Below are 20606 nucleotides of genomic sequence, written 5' to 3' on the forward strand. Positions count from 1 at the left end.
TTTCACAAAATGAATTATTAACAAGATTAAAATGTAATTCTATTTTTATTATTCCACATTTAGATTATTCTGAAAATTAAACAAAAGGAGTATCTTTTCCCTAAGGATTCTATGCCTACATAGTACAAAAGAACTACCTTGTCCTTTATTCTTTGTAATACAGAATAAAGCGACACGATAGTTCTTTGATAGATTTCTTATTTAATCTAGCGGAACCAATTGATTTCGTACTGCATAAATCACTGCTTGCGATCTACTTTTCACATTTAGTTTTTTAAAAATTTTATTGATGTGTATTTTAACTGTTTTATCACTAATATATAAAACTTCAGCAATTTCTTTATTACTAAGTCCTTTTACTAGTTCAAAGAGAATTTCCTTTTCACGTTCCGTCAGTTCATTTTCATTTGATTCTACTTTCATTTTTTGCTGATGATATGTAATTAATTTTTTAGTCATACGCGGATGAATAACTGAATCGCCTCGATATAACATTCGAATTGCTGCTACTACCTGCTCTGATGAGGAATCCTTCAATAAATAACCATCAGCACCGGCCTGAAGTGCATCCATTAAATACTCATCATGTTCATACATTGTAAACACAAGTACGCGGCAACTCGGATAAATTTTTTTCACTAACTCTGTAGCTTCAATCCCATTTTTCCCTGGCAAGTTAATATCCATCAAAATACAATCTGGTCCACATTCTTCTACTTTTCCCAATACTTCATCCCCACAGCTAGCTTCTCCAACCACTTTCATATCAGATTCATCCTCTAGTATGCTCCGAATTGCATCCCGTAAAAAAGCATGATCATCTACTACTAATATTTTAATCATTTTACGCACCCCTTGTTTGTGAATCTGGAATTAACAGTGTAATTTCTGTCCCTTTTCCTATAGAACTATCAATCTGTAAAGTAGCCCCTAATTGGTCAGCTTGTTCATTCATATGTAATATACCATAATGTGGCTCATTCTTTGTTTTAACCATAGACTCAAATAGTGAAAAGCCAACTCCATTATCCTTAACCCTTAAAAGAACGTGTTCACTTTGATAACTGAGTAAAACATCAGCCTTTTTTGCTTGTGCATGTTTTACAATGTTTTGCAAACTCTCTTGTAATGTATCAAATATAACTCTTTCTTTTGAAAAACTAAGCGCACGTGCATGACCTCTTTCATGATAGGTAATGTCTAGTTCATATTCTTGTTTTAAAGATTTTATTTTACTTGCTATTGCCTGCTTAAGGCCTAATTGTTGTGTCGGATATGGTTTTAAAGCATAAATTGAATAGCGAACTTCTCCTAGGCTTCCTCTTAAATCTTTTATGCTTTTCTCAACTACTTGCTGCATATCTTTTGGTTTATAACGGTATTTTTTCTGTGCGGATTCTAGTTGGAATATTACCCCCGCTAATGTTTGCGCAATACCATCGTGAATTTCACGGGCGATTCTATTTCTTTCTTCTAAGATCATTCTTTTTTCCTGTTCAGAAATCAATATCCTTGTTTTAACTACGTTAGCTAATTGGTTAGAAAATGTAGCTAACGACTGTACATCTTCCGGAAAGAAACCCGCATTTCTACTTTTCCCTGCAACAAACATTCCGACTAATTCATCATTTACTATAAGAGGAAAATATACAAGTGAGCGTATAACACTATCAAATATTTCATCTCTAGGAGCCGTACCAATTTTCCAATCATTAAATACAAGATTTTTAGAAAGTTCCTCAAACGCCCTTATTTTTTCTGAATCATCAGAAATACAAGAGCGCACTTTCCCATCTTTTAATAGAATACTCCAGTTCCCATCATCTTTTGTCCATATTACATATGCTTGTATGCCAAAAAAACCTTTAAGTGCTTTTTTAATATGTTTCAAGTTTCCTCCAGTTAATCCTCGACTAATTTCGGTCGTAATAAGAAATAACTCATATAATCGTTCCTTCTCCATCCTTATCCGTACAGAAAAAGAACTAATAACGGAAGCTGCTACAAGTGGAAAAAAGAAAAACAGTACTGTAATCTCGTTTATTTCCACACTATATATACTAATTAATACATGCATCAGGGCCGCATAAGAGAAACCAAAAGTTTCGCAAAGAAATACCGTTACAGTTTTTTTATACCACTGATATATTGAATATGGCTGTGGAAGAAGTATCATCAACAAATCGTAAAAACGATTGTTGAAAAAACAAAAAAACACGCAAAATAATAACAAAGATATTAAATTTTCATATAGAACCGACATAACTATCTTATTAAGTAATAAGGACATACATTTGTTTGAAAACCATTCGGCCAAAATCAAACTAAGTGCATGCTGAGTACTATTAAATAATATCCTTTGTATCGGTGAACGACGATGCAGGTGAATAATTAGCGTTACGAGTACAATAGCAATAATAGTTATATGGATTCCAAACTGCCAACTCATAGCGTAAATGATCGGAAAGGTAAGCGAGCTAGTTCCTCTCCAAAATCTTACAGGAAAATACTCTGCAATCCCCATAAATAGTAACAACAATATTAGTATTGTTGGATGAGAAGGGATTTTAATTTCAAGTAAAGATATAGTTATAGTAACCAAACCAAGAAAAGAAATAAAATAAAGATAAGTACTAGCAATCTTTTCTCTCATAAAGATAGAATTTACATCTTTCAAAACAACCCCTTCTTTCTTTATAAAAACTTCATTTTCTCTATTATCCAACAAAAAACCGGCACTGGCAAAATGGAAGAACATCCACTAGCCAATCACCGGCTGTGTACTGCACCTAAAAAGGCAAGACACAATACTAGTATATATCAGTTTGTAAAGTTTACCCATTAGTCAAATGGTATAATTGTACATACTTTTAGACTTAGAACTACTAGTACAAAAGATGTATACGGGATTTAAATTAAATACATTTTTATTTCTTCCCACTCAAAATCATTGCATTTCCTAATACTTTTTTGTTCAATAAAATCCTTGGTAGCTTCATTTCTTCAGCAAGCTTGTAGCCATTAACTTCAGATACATCATATTCTTTTAAAATATTTAAGAGTTCTTTTTTCTCCCCAAACATTTTTTCATCCATAAACAAATCTAAGAAGACAAATTCACCGCCAGGTTTTAATACTCTTAATGCTTCCTTAATTACTTCCATTCATTTATTTTCATTTTTTGTGAGCGATCTACCTCAACTGCGTGAAGTATCCCCTCTTCATCCCGAAACTTCATATCTGGGACAATCTTCTTTTTCTCTCCATTCTTTTTATAACGTATATCAATTTCAATTTGCCAATCGTCCGGACAAAATAAATGTAACCATGCATCATTACGTAATATTGCATGCGCAAGCTTTCCTCTCAAAACAACCTTACCGTCGTCACCAAACATGGCATGCCCTTCTTTATTGAGATAGTACACATACTCTTCCCCTTGCATCGTCTTACTTACGTATAATTGCAAATCGTTCATAATCCTGTTTGCATTTCGAATGCCCCCATATTATGCACACTCATCAAATGTCTTCTCGTTGCAAACTACAGCTTTCTAATCGTCGCAAGTATCGCCATCTGACGGTTGATTTTCATGTGACTCTGGATGTTCATGTTTTTCCACCTCATATTTTCCACATAACCTTGTCGTCAATATACGGCACTTGCAGTACGACGGAGTTTACTTTCATATATATAGCTCTTCCTGGAATAGAATACAAGTTTTGAAGTGCATTAATGAATGCTTATCAAAACGCCCAATTTGTCAAAGGAACTAAAAATACATATATTAAAAAATCAATGAACGGAATGCAAATCCAGATATCTCTTGATAAATCAACTGGTAGGATTATATCAGCATTTCCAATCTACAAATAGAAAGATAAACACCTACGAAATATATCTCTAAATTTTGTAAAGAATCTTTTGATATATTACTGATTAGCTTACCTGAAGAAATTTCTTTAGTTAGTGATTTGCCAACCTTTCTTGTTTACTATCAATCAATTTTAAAAAAATTCTTCGTTTAGGGGCTACTTTAAAATTTTAAGTTGATGGGCATGTGGCAGACCTCTACTAATATTCTTGCCTTTAAATTATTTTCAGTATATTATATTTATATGGTAATATAAAAATTAATGTATACAGAAAGGGATCAAATTTATTTTTAAGATTAAAATCCTTTTCAAAGATAAAAAGATTTTATCAAAACGTAATATAACTTATGCTTGTCTTTTTAAGATGTATCTAGTAAAAATACATTTTTTATCAATACAATTGTGTTTTCAATATAAATGGAAACTTTTAAATAGAAGTATATTTACTTTCAATGATAGGGGTTAGCCGTTCTAAAACATAGAGAAATAAGGCACCATACATAGTATCTGACAAACTTGAGAGGCTTTGTATGTAGTTTGCTCATCACAGATAAAAACAAAAGAGCCTTACCTATCTAGGCAAGACTCTACTAGTTTAGTTATATAATATTTACATAGCAACTAAGAAACTAAAAACATATAACACCAAGTAGCAGAAACCTAATATTCCTCCTACAGCTAATACCTGTTTAGCCCAAATTTTAATTTTCAGATTACTGTAAATTACTTGTACTCTTTCCATATTTCCTCCTATTAGTGAAAACCCTTAAAGACTCACCCCTCGATATGATACCATTAAAGAATGACTAATAGAGCCTAATTTTCGTCTAAACGTATAAATATGCAATATTGCATACAAAAATGCATTGTTATAATTGTAAGCGCTTACTATAATAAGGTTATAAAGATTCACACATCTTAATACAAAAACAGAGGAGAGAATAATATGGAAATCGCAATGGCAGTTTTAAAATTTATTGGTGGAGCAATCCCATTAATTCAAGAACTTCTAAAAGCATTTATGTAATTTCATTCTTTAGCAATTCTTTATAAATATTATCATACAAATGATCTGTATATCAAAAATGAATTGATTTACAGATTATTTGCGTGAGCAAGGTCTCTTTAACATTATTAAGAGGATTTTTTCAATTTTAAGAACTTCTTAGTCTCATCGTACCCTGTAACAAACCCTAGAATAGATTGATAAGTTTGCAATGTTACTGCCAAACAATTTGTTCTTTCACCTTTAGACATCTAGGTGCAGCCCTTTTCGATTCCAACCATGCTTTTTTTCTCAGCCAGTTCCTTGCACTTCATACCTTTCATGTAATCTTCTTGAGCTAACACTTGTTTTTGCTTCACTTCATATCACCCACCACTTTCTATACAACTAGGAAGAAATTCGTTTATTTTCCTCTTCGAATAACTTTTTTACAAAGAAAAAAGCCCTGCATTTATGCAGGGCAAGTATAAATTAGGGACTTTACTTAGATAAAATTACTGACAAGATTTCATACTACTTATACTTGTGGAGACGGGAATCTTGCAGCTTCAAAATGCGTACTATTTTCTACATTTGAAATAACTCCAGCTACGCTACTTTGTGCAAAAACCTCAACTATATCCCCTGCATTCAATTGAATTATCGATGAAACAGCTACAACATTAGCAAAGTTTATTGGGCCAAAAAAATCATTATCTATTGCAATTGCCGGATTCCCATTAACACGAATTTCTACCCGCGCTCTATAGTTTACATTTAGATTATTGGGAATGAACGCAATTGTTCCAATAACAGAGTAAACACCTCTTGTCTTAGGTATAAAAATGGATGTTGCAGGGTTATATTCATTTGCTAAATCAAATTGTTCATTTTGGAATAAAACTTTAACAAATGTATTTGCTGGCAAATTCTGATTAACTGTACTCACAGCTCTAAAAGCAGATGCTCTTACAAGATTATATCCGCTATCATCAGAACAACAATTCACTTTTACATTAAACCAAGGCTTTTCCTCATGTTTTTTATCACATTTGTCATAACTCTTACTGCTTTTATGACAGTCATGATATTTCTTTTTGGAATCCTTACAATAATCATCGTAGTAATAAGACATACTAGATTCCTCCTTTAAATTTATTACTACATACTATGTAAGATAGATTAGATAAGTTTGGACGAGCTGTTACTATTTTTAATAGAATTACAAATCTCACCATAATGGCAGAACACAACTAAAGTAAGCAACTGGAAAGCGATGCTCAGGAGTATAATAACAGTCTTTCTGACATTTTCATTATCTGTATTTTTAGCCCTTATTTTGTTTGTGGTATATGGATTAAGTTAAAAAGAAATCCTTTAGGTACCCCTAAATAAACCTCAATATTCCGTCAATAATATAGACAACCCATTTCGAACCATATTCCATGATTGGAGCAGTTAGCTTTTACTAACTGCTCTTTTTTTGTAAAAAACGAACTCAATTAACTGCACGCACATATAATATTCAGTGTTCCTTTCTTTATAAAATAGTCTTTACAAAATGAATCTCGTCACGAGAGCACTTTATTAAGTGCTCTTTTTTATTTTTAAACTAACACAAAATAAAATTTTTACCACATAGCTAATTGTTAAATATTTTACGCTTATACATTATAATGGAATAGTTATTGTATATTGGCATTAAGAGGAGCGTCCGGATTAAGCGCTTCTCTTTTTTATACAGTAGGGTTTTGGTTAACATTCACTTATCTACCGTCAAATATATACAGATTTGAAACTTTATAGTAAAAACCTTCACACTCTTCATTTTAATTATATTAAATGAAGAGTGTGATAAATTAATGGAACAACTTGACTTTAGTGCTTTAGAACACCCACTATTTTTGTTAGCACTTCAATTAATTGCATTTGTATTGATCATTTATATCGTATACGGAATCTTACACAACACCATATTAAAATTAAATAGCCTAAATGGATTGCCCATGCGGTAGCTACGGTATTTTCCCTCGGTAGTGCCTATCAATCTTTTATGAATTTCATTTAAAAACATTTTTCTTTATTTCTCCCTTTTTTAGAGGAATCTATCCTTTACCGTGCAAAAACGTCAGGCAACTTAATTGGTTGCCTGACGTTTTTGCCGTTATTTATTTTCAAATAACTATTTAGTTAAGTTTTGCTCCATCCATTTTTTATACGTCTTTCCGCTAAGCATATTTGTCCAGAAAATCCTATATTATTGAACAGAATTACCGACTCTTGATTTACAATTTTTCACTTCCGATAATGTAACCATCTATAATGGAACTATACTTTTTCAAGGGGCGAATCTAATGTATATATCAAATAAAATTGGCTTATTTAGCTGGATTTTAACTTGCCTATACTTTTTAATTGAACCTTTCTTTATTTTCATTTCTACAGCACCTTATAACTATTTGCATCATGCAATGAGTGACCTAGGTGTAACAACCTGTGGAGAATTCACCTACGAAATAGCGCCTTATGAAATATGCTCCCCTAATCACTTTTGGATGAATTTACTCTTTATCCTTAATGGAATAACATTTTGTATTGGAGTACTATATATTTCACAACATCTAGAAAAAACAAAAATTAATAAAATAGCAACATTTTTTATACTTATAATAGGAGTCTCTACTATAGTTTCAGGATTAATTCCTGCAGATATAAACCTAATTGGACATTCTATTCTAGTTTGGATAGGTATGCTTACTGTATTTCCAGGATTATTTATTTTTGCTAAGAATCTTAAAAAAGCTGGAAAATGGACATATTTCTGTTTACTAAGCTTAATAGTAATAACAATCCTTATCTCACTTGTTTTTCTTTTCCCCTTACCTGCAGGCCTACTACAAAGACTTTTTTACTTGGTTCTTTTCGTTTTGGGAACAGTATCAACCTACAAATTGATAAAATAAAGTTTTTATACAAAAATGCACATTTATCAGGAACATACGTAAAATAATCATGATCAACTCAGTGGTAGTTATTGAGCACCTTTTATGGTGCTTTTTATTTGCAACTAAATAGGGATTTTATTTAAATTTCATAAAACTTCTCTTTACACATATAAGTTCAAAATTATCTATTTAGCATATATAATACTTTTAAGCAGTTTAAATTCTATACATAGGTAATGGAGGCATTAAAATGGGGAGTATCCCAAATTCACTACCACAACAATCCATCTCAAAAATACAAATTAATTCTAACAAGAATCTACAAACGAATAAAAAGCTAAGACGTCGTCTTTTATTAGCACTTGCTTTTATGCTACCTATGGTTATTTCCATTCAAATCTGCATTTATAAGCAAGAACAAATGATTCAAGAAAAACAAATTACACTAAATAAAGAAAAGAAAAGATTGTCTGAATTAGAAATCATAGGACGTTATTATGAAAACGATATTAAAACTTTAACAGAGAGCGAAGAAGGTATTTTAAAGTTCGCAAGGAAATTGTATGGATTCTCCAGACCTGATGAAACTATATTTCAAATAAATGAATAGTTTTTCAAGACATAAGCGATTGTCATTAATCATGAAGTGATTTAATGATAAAAAATACATACAATAAGTACCCTATACATCATATTAGATTAAATCTTATTAAAACAAAAAGGGATGCCCTAGTAACATATCTAGGACATCCCTTTATTTTTACTCATCTTAAAACATAACTTGTCTAAATTTCAAGATTCTATATATCTCTAACAATTAAACAATTATTAGAGATATCTTCTACCTAAAACATCGTATTATTATTAGCTGCCTCATTTGGAATTTCTTGAATTACATCCCAGTGTTCAACAATCTTTCCATCCTTTATACGGAAAATATCCACTATAGCAACTCCCTTATCTTGAGAATTAGTACGAGAATGTACATGGAGGGCAACTGTATCTCCTTCAGCTACTACACGTTTAATCTCTGCAGAGGAATTTGGATTTTTTACAAAGTCCTCCTTAAAGAAATCCATGAAGGCTTTTCGGCCATCAGCAACAAAAGGATTATGTTGCTTATAATCTTCACTTACATATTTAGGGATAATATCGATATTATGTTTGTTAAAAACTTCATTATAGAAATCAACTACCATCTTTTTATTCTTTTCTTTTTCTGTCACATTATCTCTCGATACCGATGCAGCATTCTCACCCTTTATTGAATGGCCTTTGGTATTACCAGTTGAAGCTTGAAATATCAAAGTCGACACAATTCCTAAAATAAACACAGAAATAATTATTACTATTAAATTTTTCTCTACTTTCATATATACCTACCTCTTCTAATTTTATAATTCATCTTCGTTAACACCCTTGATACAGGAAAACTCTTTCCCATAATGTGATGTAAGAGATATTGTTAGGAAAACACATTTATCCTAACAATACTCCTTATACGAGGCATATTAGAAACTAGTAATCCTAATTTAATACCTCATTAACAATTGCACTGTCTACAATTTGGATAAACTTCTTAACCTTATCGTTCTCATCAAACTCATAAAGATGACAAAAATCTGCAACAAATGATTTCCCTGTTACTTTATACGTTCCACTATATTTTCCATACACGATAACAGTATTGTTATTAAAAGCATAAATTTCATCTTTAGCGCTATAGTTATCCCATTCAGTTCCAAGACGTTCATGTACATTTTTAACTACTTCATCAGGACCTACATAAGTGCCCGCATATGGAAACCCAGCAGCTTCTGTCCAAGATACATTTTCACTTAAATACGTTTTAAAAGCATCTAATTTTCCTTCGCCAGTTAACACATACGTTTCATGTAATAGTTTTTGATATTTATTCATAGCATTAACCCCAAGGCATTTCTTTTTTTACAACTTTTGCACTTAATTCTAATACACCTTTATTTGCATAGCCTGGATATGCTGCATCAAGTTTTGCTACAAAATCGTTTGAATTCTTACTTTCCTCAGAAGCTTGAATTGCAGTTCTTAAATAATCCATAGTTGCAGTAATCGCTTGATTATCTAATGATTTTTCAATTGATCCATGGCTAGGTACAATTACGTCAGCTTGTAATGCTTGTAACACTCTCAAGTTCTCAATCCATGCCTCCATCGCTGCTTTTGAACTAGTATCTGCTAAGAATAGATGGATTTCGTTAAATACATCTATACCACCAATTAATAATTTCAGTTCTCTGTTAAATAAGCTAGTTCTGTAATTGTCTAAGCCTACTAGTTCAAATGTTAGTTCCTGAAAATCAATAGATTTTTCCTTAAACACTTGAGGTAATACCACATTACTTGGTGCATTTTCTCCAAGTGCATCTTTCCAAACTTTCAATTTCCCTAATACAGAATGAGCAATATGTTCAACCGTAGACTCTGTAGCATACGCTATAGCTTCTGGATAAGCAGCTTTAATGCTCTCTAATCCAAAGTAGTAGTCTGGATCCCCATGAATAATAAAGATTTTATCTAGAGATAAGTTATTTTTTTTCAGATAATCAATTATTTCTTTCGAATCAGACTGAGTAAATTTTGAGTTTATTAAAAATGCATGTCCTGCTTTCTCAACTAAGGTTGCAGTGACCATGAAACTTTTTTCGTCTGAACTAAACACCGTCAATTTTATATCTTTTTGATTTGTATCGATTGTTTTAAACATAGAATGTTTCTCTCCTTTTGTTAAAGTTATTAAATAAATTACACATTTTTTTCTTGTACAAATAGAAACTCCCTATTCAATTCACCTGAAAGTGTGACAGCACAAACAATTATTCGGGAGATAAATGTCAGTTGGCGTAAGATAATATGTTTATTACTATGACCTATAATAAAATTGGACTGTTTAAATACAAATTGAAACCAACTATTATAAAAAAGGTTTAGTCCATTTACTTATAGTAGTTTTTCTTAAAACGTTACATGCAATATACTGTAGCTTAAGATTTTTTAATATAAACTTTTAAAACGTGCTTCGATTTTATCTGGCGTCATTACCCCGCCACCAATAGGAATAATTTGATTATCCTTTTGTAAAAGTAATGAAGGATAACTATTAACACCAAGCTGTCGAACTTTATTGAAATCATTTTGGACATCTATTACTGTTTCTTGAGCGTTTAAGCGGTCTAATACTTGTTCAGGGTCCAAACCATGCTCGATTGCAATCTTACGATATGTCTCAGGATCACTTAGACTTTGTCCCTCATAATAAAACGCTTTTTGCATAGCCGAAGTGAATTCTAACAAACGGTCTGGAGCTAATGAGCGTAATGCCGAAAAACCAATTGCAGCATCTTTCGAATTCATTTTAAAAGTACCTTCTTCCACCAATTTTTGATATGAAGGACCAAATTCTGCACCTGTGAGTTGATTAATTCTTTTATTTCCCTCTTCTATATATGAGAAATTTTTCATTGGTAAATTATCTAAGAATAAACCTCCACATAAAACGGTTAACGGCATTTCAGTGTGGTTTTTGTAAAACCCTTTAATACTTTCTGAAAAGCCATAGCACCATCCACAATAAGCGTCCCATACATAAATAAGGTTATCTTGTTTCGTCTCCATTTAAATCTCCTACCTTTATTTTTATTATCCAGCTCAGCTAAATTTCTGGTTTATATAAGTACATCTTTTTATATCTTGTTCTTTTTTGAGTTACCTTAATATATTTTTCAAAACTAACCCTTTCAAAAAAGATTAACTTTGATTTTTAACAAAAGATAACTGTGCACATTTTTTTCAAAAAACAGACACTCGATGTAACTTTTTTGATTACATCTTTATGTAACCATTTTAGTTACAACTAGTATATAAGTCAATTCTTTTTTTACAAAAACATTTAATTTCTATCCTAGCGCTTCCAGAATTCTAGTATCAAATACTTTTCTTCTTGTTCTTAAATTTGTCATAGTCCTTAGTAAATTAATCCCCAAACTTATCAGAAAGAAACGCTCACTTTTTAATATGCTTTATATAAAAAACTACAACATAACATATAATAAAAAACGGCGAACCCTCCACGTAGGAGAATCCACCATCACAAATAAATGATTATTTCACGCCTAGTTTTTCTTTTGCTTTCTTAGGAAGCTCGTCTTCCTGCACTTCCTTCCAAGCCGTTACACCTTTTTTCTCTGAATGATATACACGTAGAAATGCTTCTTTACGAAGATTCTTTTGTACAATAAATTCTAACTCATTTTCCTTACCTTCCTTATCAAAACCCGATAATGCATATTCATACCCCTTTACCATTCATAGATTTTGAAACTCCCTCTTTTCAATCCATTGTAATTTGAACGTAATATTCATTTTTAACGATACGATTAATATCACACCCAACTAATAGACTTGCAAATACAACTAATAGACTAAAAAATGACATATATTTTTTCATATTGTTCACCTCATTGATTTTTATAATACTGTAATCTTAATCTGTTTTCGTTTGAAGAAAAATTCAAAAACATGATTTCAACATTACATTTTCGAAAGATAATAAAATTACATACATCAATATTAACAAATGAAATATTTACTTAATCATAGAAAATCATTTAAAAGATTACTAACTGAACTAATACATTATCTTGTAAGAAAAATATAAGTAGCCCGTTAAAGAGCCCTACAGAACAGGATTATTAACATATAAAATGACAACCATTTTGTTAAAACCACAGAAATTCAACATTTTTGTTATGCCATATGTATAGTAAAAGGTATCGACACCATTCATGTCCCGTACAAAAAAGCGAAGTCTTCAACCAAACTTCGCTTGTCATTGTATTATGAATTACAGGAAATATTGCTAAATGCCAAAAGTTTATTTCTTCAAACATAGATCTTTTTTATTTCAGCTAACTGTGCAAAAGAATTTGATCAAATATAATTAATTATTGATTAACCGCTTTAGCCACAAGGACTGCGTATGCTTCTGCACCTACATTGGTTAAATGCACACCATCAGGTGCAAAGTAGTCTTTCTTTCCAGCACTTGCTGCATACCAATCAACTAGAGTTACATTAGGATATTTAGTTACTGTTACTTTCAGTCTCTCGTTCACAATTGATTCCCACGGACGTGGCACTCTCGTATTAATAAATATTATTTTACGTTCGTTTCCAATTAATTTTATTAATGAAACAAGTTGTTCAGTAGTAAAGGCTCCATTTGTACCTAATCCGATAATGACATAGTTTCCTAAATTCCCTTCATTTTTTAACTGTTCAACTACTGGAATCGCTTTTGACAGCTGACGGCCAATTTGCGCATCAATCCTGATATCAGGAAAAGTATTTTTTAAATATGGAGTAATATCAATCATAACAGAATCGCCTATCGCAGTAACTGTGAGTGGATTTTTAGGGTGTGCAGAATTTGCTTCTTTTGATTCCCCTTGACTTAGAGGCGTTTCTTGATTTGGTTTTTCCCAAACAGCAACTGGATGTGGCGCCGGTTGTGTTTGTACTGCTTCTACCTTATCTTGTTGATAATTCCCCTTAGCCTTACTAGCATTTAATAAGCCTAAAACTGCTATTGACGTAAAGAATAATGAACAAACTAAAGCTAACTTAACACCTAAAGTGACATTTTGAAGTCTTAAGTTCTTAAACTGAATGTTCCGGAGCGCACCTTGTCGGATTGGTTTTTCGATAAACTTCCATGAAATTTGCGCAATCAATATTATCAGAAGAAATTGAAGGATTGCTCTTATTATTGAAAAATCCCCTGCATTTACTTTTGGAGTCGTTAATGTCAGAATTGGATAATGCCAGAGGTATATGCCATACGATCTTACCCCTATCCAACGTAAAGGTCTAAATCGTAAAAATTGAGCAATGCGACTAGCTGGATGAGCTAGATTTGCCACTAACAATGCTGTTGCAATTGATAAGAGAACCATTCCTCCCTTGTATAGAAATGGATCATATTGATTGGTCTTCCAAAACATAACCAAAATAATAATAAGAGCAATGCCACCCACTACATCAAGAATGAAACGCGCCTTCGGGATAATTTTATTAGCAAGCCTATTGCTTGGCCAAACTAAGGCAAGTACCGCTCCGATAAGTAATGAAAAGGCCCTCGTATCTGTACCATAATATATTCTGCTCGGATCAACTCCAGGTTCATACAAAATTGCCATTGCTAAAGCTGAAGCAAATGCTCCTAGACAAATCAATAAAATCATACGGGATTGTTTTTTTATGTAGTAAAGTCCTAAACTAATAATAAACGGCCAGACAACATAGAATTGTTCCTCGACTGCTAACGACCAAAAATGATTTAATGGCAAAATCTGGTTAAAATTATCAAAGTACGATAATTTATGATAAATATACCACCAGTTACTAACATAAAATAATGCTGCTAATGAATCTCCACGCATCTTTTCAAGTAAAGAGCTATGAAAAATCGTAATCCATGCCAATGTTATAACGAGCATAACAAGCATTCCTGGAAGCAATCTTCTTGCCCTACTAAGCCAGAATTTTTTCAAATCAATTCTCTTATTTCTCTTCCACTCCATGGCTAGAATATCTGTAATTAAATAACCTGAAAGTACAAAAAATACTGTAACTCCTAAAAACCCTCCAGGCATCCAATTAAAATTAATATGATACAAAATAACACCTAGTATAGCTAGACCCCTTAGACTGTCCAACCCTACCATATAACGACTATTTTTTTTAAAAGGTTTAGTCATCCTACATTCACCTCTATTTCTTGAAAACTAGGTTAATAATAACGTCATAAAATGCTATTAATTTCCTAAAATCGTATAAGCTAAACTATTACCACATCATTTTGTAAGGCTTTTTTTGATATTTACATGCACAGCAATAAATACTTTATCACGTTATCTGGCTCTGTTGTGAAAATTTTTATAGTAGGTGTTTTTACTCTTCCTGAAAAAGAGGAATTTGCCCAATCAAAAATTTATATACCGTGTGTCTTAAAGTAAAGTTTTGATACGTTTTTACAGACATATCAAGGCCTGTGACATTTTGAATATAATCAATAATGCATATGTAAAGGATTTTGCATATAAAAACATTATAAAAAAGAAATATGTATAATTACATATTTCTCTTACTGATAAAGCGCCTTCATAGGAATCTTAACCAGTATAGCTATTGGTAATACTACATATAATATATTTAATTCTTTTGTTACCTGGATTATAAATGTATTAGGAATACAAAAAAGCGATTCTTTTCACATTAAAAAGAATCGCTTTCCAAGTTCATATTTTCAATTACATTACATAGAGAATTGAGAGATTATCACTAAAAAGCATTAACGACAACTTCAGCCGCCTCTGCAATGAGTTGATTATCATAGGTAGCCCCTTTTTCATCTTTACTAGATAAAATTGCGATGATAATGGGTGCTCTATTTGGTGGCCAAACGATCGCAATATCATTTCGTGTCCCGTAACTTCCTGCACCTGATTTATCTGCAACTACCCAGTCAGTTGGCACGCCTGCACGAATAAGTTTGTCTCCTGTAGCATTTCCTTTCATCCACTCTGTAAGAATTTTACGTTTTTCAGCTGGAAGTGCATTTCCGACCGTAAAAGCTTTAAGATTCGTAGCAATTGTTTTCGCTGTACTAGTGTCACGAATGTCTCCTGGAATAGCCTCGTTTAACTCTGTTTCAAAGCGATCAGACATAGTAACCCGATCACCCATCTGTCTAAGCGCTTTTTCATATCCTTTCGGTCCGCCTATTTGATGAAATAAAATGTTCCCTGCAGTATTATCACTGTAACGAACAGCAGCCTCCGCAATTTGTCCTATTGTCATTCCAGTATCTACATGTTTCTCTGTAACAGGTGAATAATCCACTAAGTCTTCTTTCTTATAAGTAATAACTTCATCTAATTTCTTAGTAGAGTTTTGTTGCAGTAATACCCCTGCCGCTAAAGCCTTGTAAGTTGATGCAAAGGCAAATCTTTCGTTAGGTCGATAAGAAATTGTTTGATTGGTACCAGTATCAATCGCATATACACCTAATCGAGCATCAAATTTTTTCTCAAGTTGAGAGAACTCTTTATGCGTCGCCTGATTTTTATGTTTTATTTGTCCTTTCTTTTCTTTCGCTTCAACTTGCAGTGATCCTCCTGTAAAAGCTTCTAGGCTTGTAAGACTTAAACCTAATATACCAACGCATATTCCTATTTTTAGCATCCTCTTGTTTTTCAAAATCATCATTCCTTTCAAGTTCTTAACACTTTTTTTACTTACATATAATAGACAATCACCGAAATAAATTTGTTCCATTATCTTAAAAAACTTTATAACTAATATCGGTGTTATTAACAAAATAAAGAGTAGCAACTATGATCGACGCTACCCCTTATTTCACACCTCATCTTTTTACTTATAAATGCTTTATATAAAATAGGGTCTCTTCCCCTGAGAAAAGTAATCAAATTTCACTAATTTTGATTAGGACTATCTGTACTAGCACCCTCACCATGTATACGTTGCTGTTTTAAATCAAAATATGCATCTAAAACTTCCTTTCCAATTATAGAATTAATTCCACTTTTATCATTATGAAGCCACGGAACTACTACTGAGAATGCTACTTCTGGATTATCATATGGAGCGTATCCAACTAACGTTAAGTTGTAACATTCCATACGTTCTCCTTTTGCATTTCTACCAATTGGATCATCTCCACCATACACAGTTTGGGCTGTCCCTGTCTTTCCTGCTGGTTTATATGGAGCATTTTTGAAATGCTTTACGCCAGTTCCATCACCTTCTTGGAATACCCATCTAAACCCTTCTTTTATCCGATCAATATGTTCTGTCTTCATATCAACTCGATTTAATACGACAGGCTCTATGGAGCGTATAACTTTGCCAACCTCTTCTTTTATTGATTGTTCTCGTATTTCTTGTACAATTTGAGGTTGCATTCTATATCCACCATTCGCAATCGTTGAAATATATTGTGCCAATTGCAACGGCGTATACGTATCATACTGACCGATGGAAAAGTCTAGTAAAAATCCAGGTTGACTATCTACTTTTCTAGTTTGTCCAATTATTTCGTTCGGTAAATCAATACCTGTTGGGACACCTAAACCAAATTGTTTAAAATAATAGCGCATCGTATCAAATGCCCCTTGTTTAATATCCAACGATCCATTTGGTACGTAATTAACTCCCGCAATTTTTAAAGCTGTCTGAAACATGTATACATTCGAAGATACTTGTAGAGCTCGTAAATCATTAATATTACCAAATCCAGATACATTCCACGATTTCTTAGCTTGTGTACCTTTAAATTTCATCGGCGCATCATAAAATTGATCTCCTGGCTGTATTGCTCCTGTCTCATATCCAGTTAATAAAGTGGCACCTTTTACAGCTGAACCTAGCTCGTACGAAGTTGTCATGTTACCTAATGCCAAATCCTCAATCTCTATTCCCCCTTCCTTTTCTACAATCTTTTTGCCTGCCATAGACAAAATCTGTCCGTTATTTGGATTCGTCATGACAACAAAAGCTCGGTCTAACAGTGGCTCTGAGCTCTTAAAAGCTCTCAAGTTTTTCTCTATACTTTCTTCCACTTTCTTTTGTAATTCCATATCAATCGTTAATGTTAAACTATTACCACTTTTTCCTTTAGAGATGATTTCTGTGTTTATAATGTTTCCTGATTTATCTGTAATATTTTTCACTTCTTCTTTTGTGCCGTGTAATACATCTTCATATCGTTGTTCAATATAACTTTTTCCGACACGATCATTACGGTTATATCCACGTACCAAATAAGAATCTAAATTTTCTTTCGGTAATCCTTCTTCACTACTCGTAATATTTCCTAATACAGAACGAAATAAATTACCATTTACATAATTACGTTCCCAATCAACAGTTGCATCTACCCCTGGAAAATCCGCAAGTTTTTCACTTATCCGCGCATACTCTTCATCTGTTACATCTTTTTTAATAATTTGTGGTGTCAGTTGATAACCTGAACTCATTTTACTTTTAATAGCTAATACCTTTAAGTCTTGTGTTGTTAATTCTGCCAATTCAGCTTCTGTAACGCGACTTCGTCTTAAATCTTCAATTTTTTTATCTAACTCTTTTCCCTCAATTCCCTTTTCTTTAAACGTTTCTATATCTTTTTTAGTAATCTTTGTCTCCGTACGTTTCGTATTTAACTGCATCCAGAAATCCTTTTTATCAATATCGGTTAACTTATTTATATCTTGTTCGGGCATTTCAAGTACTTTCGCCAAGTCCTTTGCTGTTTTTAAAATATCTTCACCCGTAATCCCCTTTACCCTTGTATACGTAATCGTGCGAAGAGATTTATTATTAACGACTGTTTTCCCTTCTCGATCTAAAATTTGTCCACGCGGAACTGGAATGCTAGTTGTTGCATTTTGACTGTTTTCCACTTGGTTCTTATAAGCCTCTCCCTCAACGATTTGTACTTTCCCTAGCTGCATAATAATAGCTGAGAATAGTAAAAATATGAAAAGGAACATTATATTTAATCGAATAGATATATATGTCTTCTGTTTCTTTCCTTTTTGTTCTTTCATAAATCCTCCATATAATTCTTCCGGAACTTCTCACTAATACTTAAACGTTCCCTATATATTAGAAACCATTATTCGATTATAAATAATGTCTTATCTTTTTTCCTAAATCTTTGTAAGCATCCATTCCTTTTGGTATAGCCGCGTAATTGATAAATCTCCCTTCCTTTTCTCTCTAGTTTTTTGTCGCTTGCAATGTGACTCATATTATATTTTACACATAGGCTTGCTAGTAACTTTTCATACTGATTATTCCTTTCTTCATGCTGTAATACTTAATAGACAACCTAAATAATAAAGTTGTTCCACATTTACAAAAAAAATAATTAACTATAAGATGAAATAGGCTACAAAAGGGAGGGTTTTATGTTACATATAAAAATAAAAAAATGGAGATTTTTTGCGGTTCTTTCTATTCTAGGTTTGATTTTACTAATTTTATTTAAAATCAACTTCATTTCAGTTACTATCGCAACTTCTTCAGCCGAAAGAGGAAAAATCTTTGATCAAAATGGTGTAATACTAGCTACAAATAAGAAAGTTAAGTCTCTTTATTGCACTTCTAATTATGAAAATTTATCGAATCAAGATACATCAAACACATTAGCTTTTTTCAATCAATTTTCAAACGAGTTTCAGCATGATATTTCTACAGAGGCTATAAAATCGCAATTACAACAATCTTGTAAAAATAAGACTATGAATGATATACCGTTATACTCTGACATAACTGAGAATGAACTTGCATTCATAAACAAAAACAAACCCAATAATGTAATAATCAAAGATGAATTGATTCGATATTATCCTAAACACGAAACTGGTTCACAAGTAATTGGGTATATAGAACATGACCTTAATTCAAAGCATATAGCTGTTGGAAAAAGCGGGATTGAGTTGCAATATGAAAATGATTTAAAAGGAAAACCAGGTAAAACTCTTATTTTTAAATTGAATAATAAAAAGTTCTTATGGAACATTCAAAAAGTACAAAAAGGAAAAGATGTCCGGCTAGCTTTAGACACTGAATTGCAGCAAAAAACAGAGGAAGCATTAAGATCTCAAATTAAGAAAACACCTGATGCTAAAGGTGGTTATGCTGTAGTGAGTGATGCAAAAACTGGCGCAATTTTAACTATGGCCAACTCAGCAGTTTTTGATCCAAATATATTACATACTCATGTATCAACTAAAATAGATAACTTAAAATCACTTTCGCAAAATAAAGCAATTCAAAAATTAAAGTATGGTGAATCTTATGTAAATATGGCTTCTACTATAAAGCCACTTACTATTTTAATTGGATTAAACGAAAAACTTTTTCAACCTGAAGATACGTATTTAGATAAAGGTACTTTTGAGTATGATAATCAAAATAACATTACGAATGCACCTGGAACGCCCACAGGTGAGATTACACCGAGGCAGGCTATTATTAATTCATCTAACACATTTATGACAGCAAAAGTAGCTCTACCCTTGTTCAACCAAAATAATGGAAATATAGAAAAAGTAGCACATATATGGACTGATTATTTAATGCAGTTTGGCCTACGTTCTAAAACTGGGATTGATTTACCCTTTGAAGAAGACGGACAATATGAATTCCATCCTTCTAATAATTTTGAAAATGGAATCTCCGCTTTATTAAATGCCTCTTGGGGAGGAAATGAAGTGCATACTCCTCTTCAACTTGCTCAATATGCAGCAACTTTGGCAAGTAAAGGTGATAAATATAAACCTCAAATCGTAAGTGCTATTATCGGTCAAGATGGTAAGGAAACAAAAAATTTTAAACCAATTTTAGAAAGTTCAAATCGTTATCCAATGAACTATTGGAGTGTCGTGCAAGGAGGAATGAGTCAAAATATAGAGGAGATTAAAAAGTTGCCCTTTGACGTCGCGGGTAAAACAGGTATTACAGGTTTTCCGAATGAGCAAGAAAGAATGATAAATCATTCTCTTTTCATTGCATATGCTCCTACCGAAGATCCGCAAATTGCAGTTTCTGTCGTTATTCCTGGTAGTAATTCAGAAAAAAACATTGCTGCTCTCGTTACATCAGAAATATTAAAGTCCTGGAATACTCTTCAAAAAGAAAATATAAACAAAGAGGAAGGTTCATTAAAGTGAACCT

At 32.3% G+C, this 20606-nt stretch carries 14 protein-coding genes and 7 pseudogenes; 6 read left to right on the plus strand and 15 right to left on the minus strand.

What is annotated here, in order from left to right:
- Positions 1–201: 201 nt before the first annotated feature.
- The 6 genes and pseudogenes from DN390_RS17355 to DN390_RS31185 all read right to left on the minus strand — a co-directional run bounded on the left by DN390_RS17355 (position 202) and on the right by DN390_RS31185 (position 4617).
- Complete coding sequence (locus DN390_RS17355; protein WP_060630894.1) at positions 202–843, minus strand: response regulator; 642 nt, start codon at positions 841–843, stop codon at positions 202–204.
- A 1-nt stretch (position 844) separates the two neighbouring features.
- Positions 845–2677: a GAF domain-containing sensor histidine kinase gene (locus tag DN390_RS17360; RefSeq protein ID WP_147807930.1), complete on the minus strand. Its 1833-nt coding sequence runs from the start codon at positions 2675–2677 to the stop codon at positions 845–847.
- A 250-nt stretch (positions 2678–2927) separates the two neighbouring features.
- Positions 2928–3161 (minus strand): annotated as a pseudogene (locus DN390_RS17365) (class I SAM-dependent methyltransferase); the annotation flags it as partial.
- Positions 3158–3522 (minus strand): annotated as a pseudogene (locus DN390_RS17370) (replication-relaxation family protein); the annotation flags it as partial. The pseudogenes DN390_RS17370 and DN390_RS17365, both read right to left, overlap by 4 nt.
- A gap of 31 nt (positions 3523–3553) precedes the next feature.
- Positions 3554–3722: pseudogene (locus tag DN390_RS31660) on the minus strand (FtsK/SpoIIIE domain-containing protein); the annotation flags it as partial.
- A gap of 763 nt (positions 3723–4485) precedes the next feature.
- On the minus strand, positions 4486–4617 hold the full coding sequence (locus DN390_RS31185; RefSeq protein ID WP_254904408.1) for a hypothetical protein: 132 nt from the start codon (positions 4615–4617) through the stop codon (positions 4486–4488).
- A 99-nt stretch (positions 4618–4716) separates the two neighbouring features.
- Between DN390_RS31185 and DN390_RS31190 the strand changes: the two are divergent.
- Positions 4717–4902: pseudogene (locus tag DN390_RS31190) on the plus strand (hypothetical protein).
- Positions 4903–5398: 496 nt separating this feature from the next.
- On the opposite strand, the gene DN390_RS17390 reads toward DN390_RS31190, so the two are convergent.
- Positions 5399–5995 carry an ABC transporter permease gene (locus DN390_RS17390; protein ID WP_060630892.1) on the minus strand — a complete coding sequence of 199 codons (597 nt, stop codon included), beginning with the start codon at positions 5993–5995 and terminating at the stop codon, positions 5399–5401.
- A gap of 727 nt (positions 5996–6722) precedes the next feature.
- On the opposite strand from DN390_RS17390, the pseudogene DN390_RS17395 reads away from it, so the two are divergent.
- The 3 genes and pseudogenes from DN390_RS17395 (at position 6723) to DN390_RS17405 (ending at position 8415) form a co-directional block, all read left to right on the plus strand.
- Positions 6723–6928, plus strand: a pseudogene (locus tag DN390_RS17395) (hypothetical protein).
- Positions 6929–7214: 286 nt separating this feature from the next.
- Positions 7215–7823 (plus strand): DUF998 domain-containing protein, encoded by a 609-nt coding sequence (locus tag DN390_RS17400; protein WP_147807931.1) that lies wholly within the window; start codon positions 7215–7217, stop codon positions 7821–7823.
- A 232-nt stretch (positions 7824–8055) separates the two neighbouring features.
- Positions 8056–8415: an FtsB family cell division protein gene (locus DN390_RS17405; RefSeq protein WP_098609110.1), complete on the plus strand. Its 360-nt coding sequence runs from the start codon at positions 8056–8058 to the stop codon at positions 8413–8415.
- A gap of 235 nt (positions 8416–8650) precedes the next feature.
- Here the strand turns inward: DN390_RS17405 and DN390_RS17410 are convergent, their stop codons facing one another.
- The 6 genes and pseudogenes from DN390_RS17410 to DN390_RS17440 form a co-directional block, all read right to left on the minus strand.
- Positions 8651–9178, minus strand: coding sequence for a nuclear transport factor 2 family protein (locus DN390_RS17410; RefSeq protein ID WP_098289363.1), 528 nt, complete (start codon positions 9176–9178; stop codon positions 8651–8653).
- Positions 9179–9332: 154 nt separating this feature from the next.
- Complete coding sequence (locus DN390_RS17415) at positions 9333–9725, minus strand: nuclear transport factor 2 family protein (RefSeq protein ID WP_060630890.1); 393 nt, start codon at positions 9723–9725, stop codon at positions 9333–9335.
- 4 nt (positions 9726–9729) lie between these two features.
- The gene (locus DN390_RS17420; protein ID WP_147807932.1) at positions 9730–10551 is read right to left on the minus strand and encodes an MBL fold metallo-hydrolase; all 822 of its coding nucleotides are present in this window, start codon (positions 10549–10551) and stop codon (positions 9730–9732) included.
- A gap of 287 nt (positions 10552–10838) precedes the next feature.
- Positions 10839–11459 carry a DsbA family protein gene (locus DN390_RS17425; RefSeq protein ID WP_060630888.1) on the minus strand — a complete coding sequence of 207 codons (621 nt, stop codon included), beginning with the start codon at positions 11457–11459 and terminating at the stop codon, positions 10839–10841.
- Positions 11460–11945: 486 nt separating this feature from the next.
- Positions 11946–12291, minus strand: a pseudogene (locus DN390_RS17435) (YxeA family protein).
- Between the two features lie 496 nt (positions 12292–12787).
- Positions 12788–14602 (minus strand): acyltransferase family protein, encoded by a 1815-nt coding sequence (locus tag DN390_RS17440; RefSeq protein ID WP_147807933.1) that lies wholly within the window; start codon positions 14600–14602, stop codon positions 12788–12790.
- A gap of 405 nt (positions 14603–15007) precedes the next feature.
- Between DN390_RS17440 and DN390_RS17445 the strand changes: the two are divergent.
- Positions 15008–15175: pseudogene (locus tag DN390_RS17445) on the plus strand (undecaprenyl-diphosphatase); the annotation flags it as partial.
- Positions 15176–15185: 10 nt separating this feature from the next.
- On the opposite strand, the gene bla reads toward DN390_RS17445, so the two are convergent.
- On the minus strand, positions 15186–16109 hold the full coding sequence (gene bla, locus DN390_RS17450; protein ID WP_472926135.1) for a class A beta-lactamase Bla1: 924 nt from the start codon (positions 16107–16109) through the stop codon (positions 15186–15188).
- A gap of 230 nt (positions 16110–16339) precedes the next feature.
- The gene (locus tag DN390_RS17455; protein WP_147807934.1) at positions 16340–18472 is read right to left on the minus strand and encodes a peptidoglycan D,D-transpeptidase FtsI family protein; all 2133 of its coding nucleotides are present in this window, start codon (positions 18470–18472) and stop codon (positions 16340–16342) included.
- A 363-nt stretch (positions 18473–18835) separates the two neighbouring features.
- On the opposite strand from DN390_RS17455, the gene DN390_RS17460 reads away from it, so the two are divergent.
- Positions 18836–20602 carry a peptidoglycan D,D-transpeptidase FtsI family protein gene (locus tag DN390_RS17460; RefSeq protein ID WP_147807935.1) on the plus strand — a complete coding sequence of 589 codons (1767 nt, stop codon included), beginning with the start codon at positions 18836–18838 and terminating at the stop codon, positions 20600–20602.
- The last annotated feature ends 4 nt before the right edge of the window (positions 20603–20606 follow it).

Origin of the sequence: Bacillus sp. SH7-1 (assembly GCF_008042405.1) — a bacterium.
In the GTDB taxonomy this organism is placed as follows: Bacteria; Bacillota; Bacilli; order Bacillales; family Bacillaceae_G; genus Bacillus_A; species Bacillus_A thuringiensis_N.

What these genes read in the sequence shown, in the direction of transcription:
- DN390_RS17355 (WP_060630894.1), bottom strand. Translation starts at nt 843, where the DNA reads ATGATTAAAATATTAGTAGTAGATGATCATGCTTTTTTACGGGATGCA.
- DN390_RS31185 (WP_254904408.1), bottom strand. Translation starts at nt 4,617, where the DNA reads ATGGAAAGAGTACAAGTAATTTACAGTAATCTGAAAATTAAAATTTGG.
- DN390_RS17390 (WP_060630892.1), bottom strand. Translation starts at nt 5,995, where the DNA reads ATGTCTTATTACTACGATGATTATTGTAAGGATTCCAAAAAGAAATAT.
- DN390_RS17400 (WP_147807931.1), top strand. Translation starts at nt 7,215, where the DNA reads ATGTATATATCAAATAAAATTGGCTTATTTAGCTGGATTTTAACTTGC.
- DN390_RS17405 (WP_098609110.1), top strand. Translation starts at nt 8,056, where the DNA reads ATGGGGAGTATCCCAAATTCACTACCACAACAATCCATCTCAAAAATA.
- DN390_RS17410 (WP_098289363.1), bottom strand. Translation starts at nt 9,178, where the DNA reads ATGAAAGTAGAGAAAAATTTAATAGTAATAATTATTTCTGTGTTTATT.
- DN390_RS17415 (WP_060630890.1), bottom strand. Translation starts at nt 9,725, where the DNA reads ATGAATAAATATCAAAAACTATTACATGAAACGTATGTGTTAACTGGC.
- DN390_RS17420 (WP_147807932.1), bottom strand. Translation starts at nt 10,551, where the DNA reads ATGTTTAAAACAATCGATACAAATCAAAAAGATATAAAATTGACGGTG.
- DN390_RS17425 (WP_060630888.1), bottom strand. Translation starts at nt 11,459, where the DNA reads ATGGAGACGAAACAAGATAACCTTATTTATGTATGGGACGCTTATTGT.
- DN390_RS17440 (WP_147807933.1), bottom strand. Translation starts at nt 14,602, where the DNA reads ATGACTAAACCTTTTAAAAAAAATAGTCGTTATATGGTAGGGTTGGAC.
- bla (WP_472926135.1), bottom strand. Translation starts at nt 16,109, where the DNA reads ATGATTTTGAAAAACAAGAGGATGCTAAAAATAGGAATATGCGTTGGT.
- DN390_RS17455 (WP_147807934.1), bottom strand. Translation starts at nt 18,472, where the DNA reads ATGAAAGAACAAAAAGGAAAGAAACAGAAGACATATATATCTATTCGA.
- DN390_RS17460 (WP_147807935.1), top strand. Translation starts at nt 18,836, where the DNA reads ATGTTACATATAAAAATAAAAAAATGGAGATTTTTTGCGGTTCTTTCT.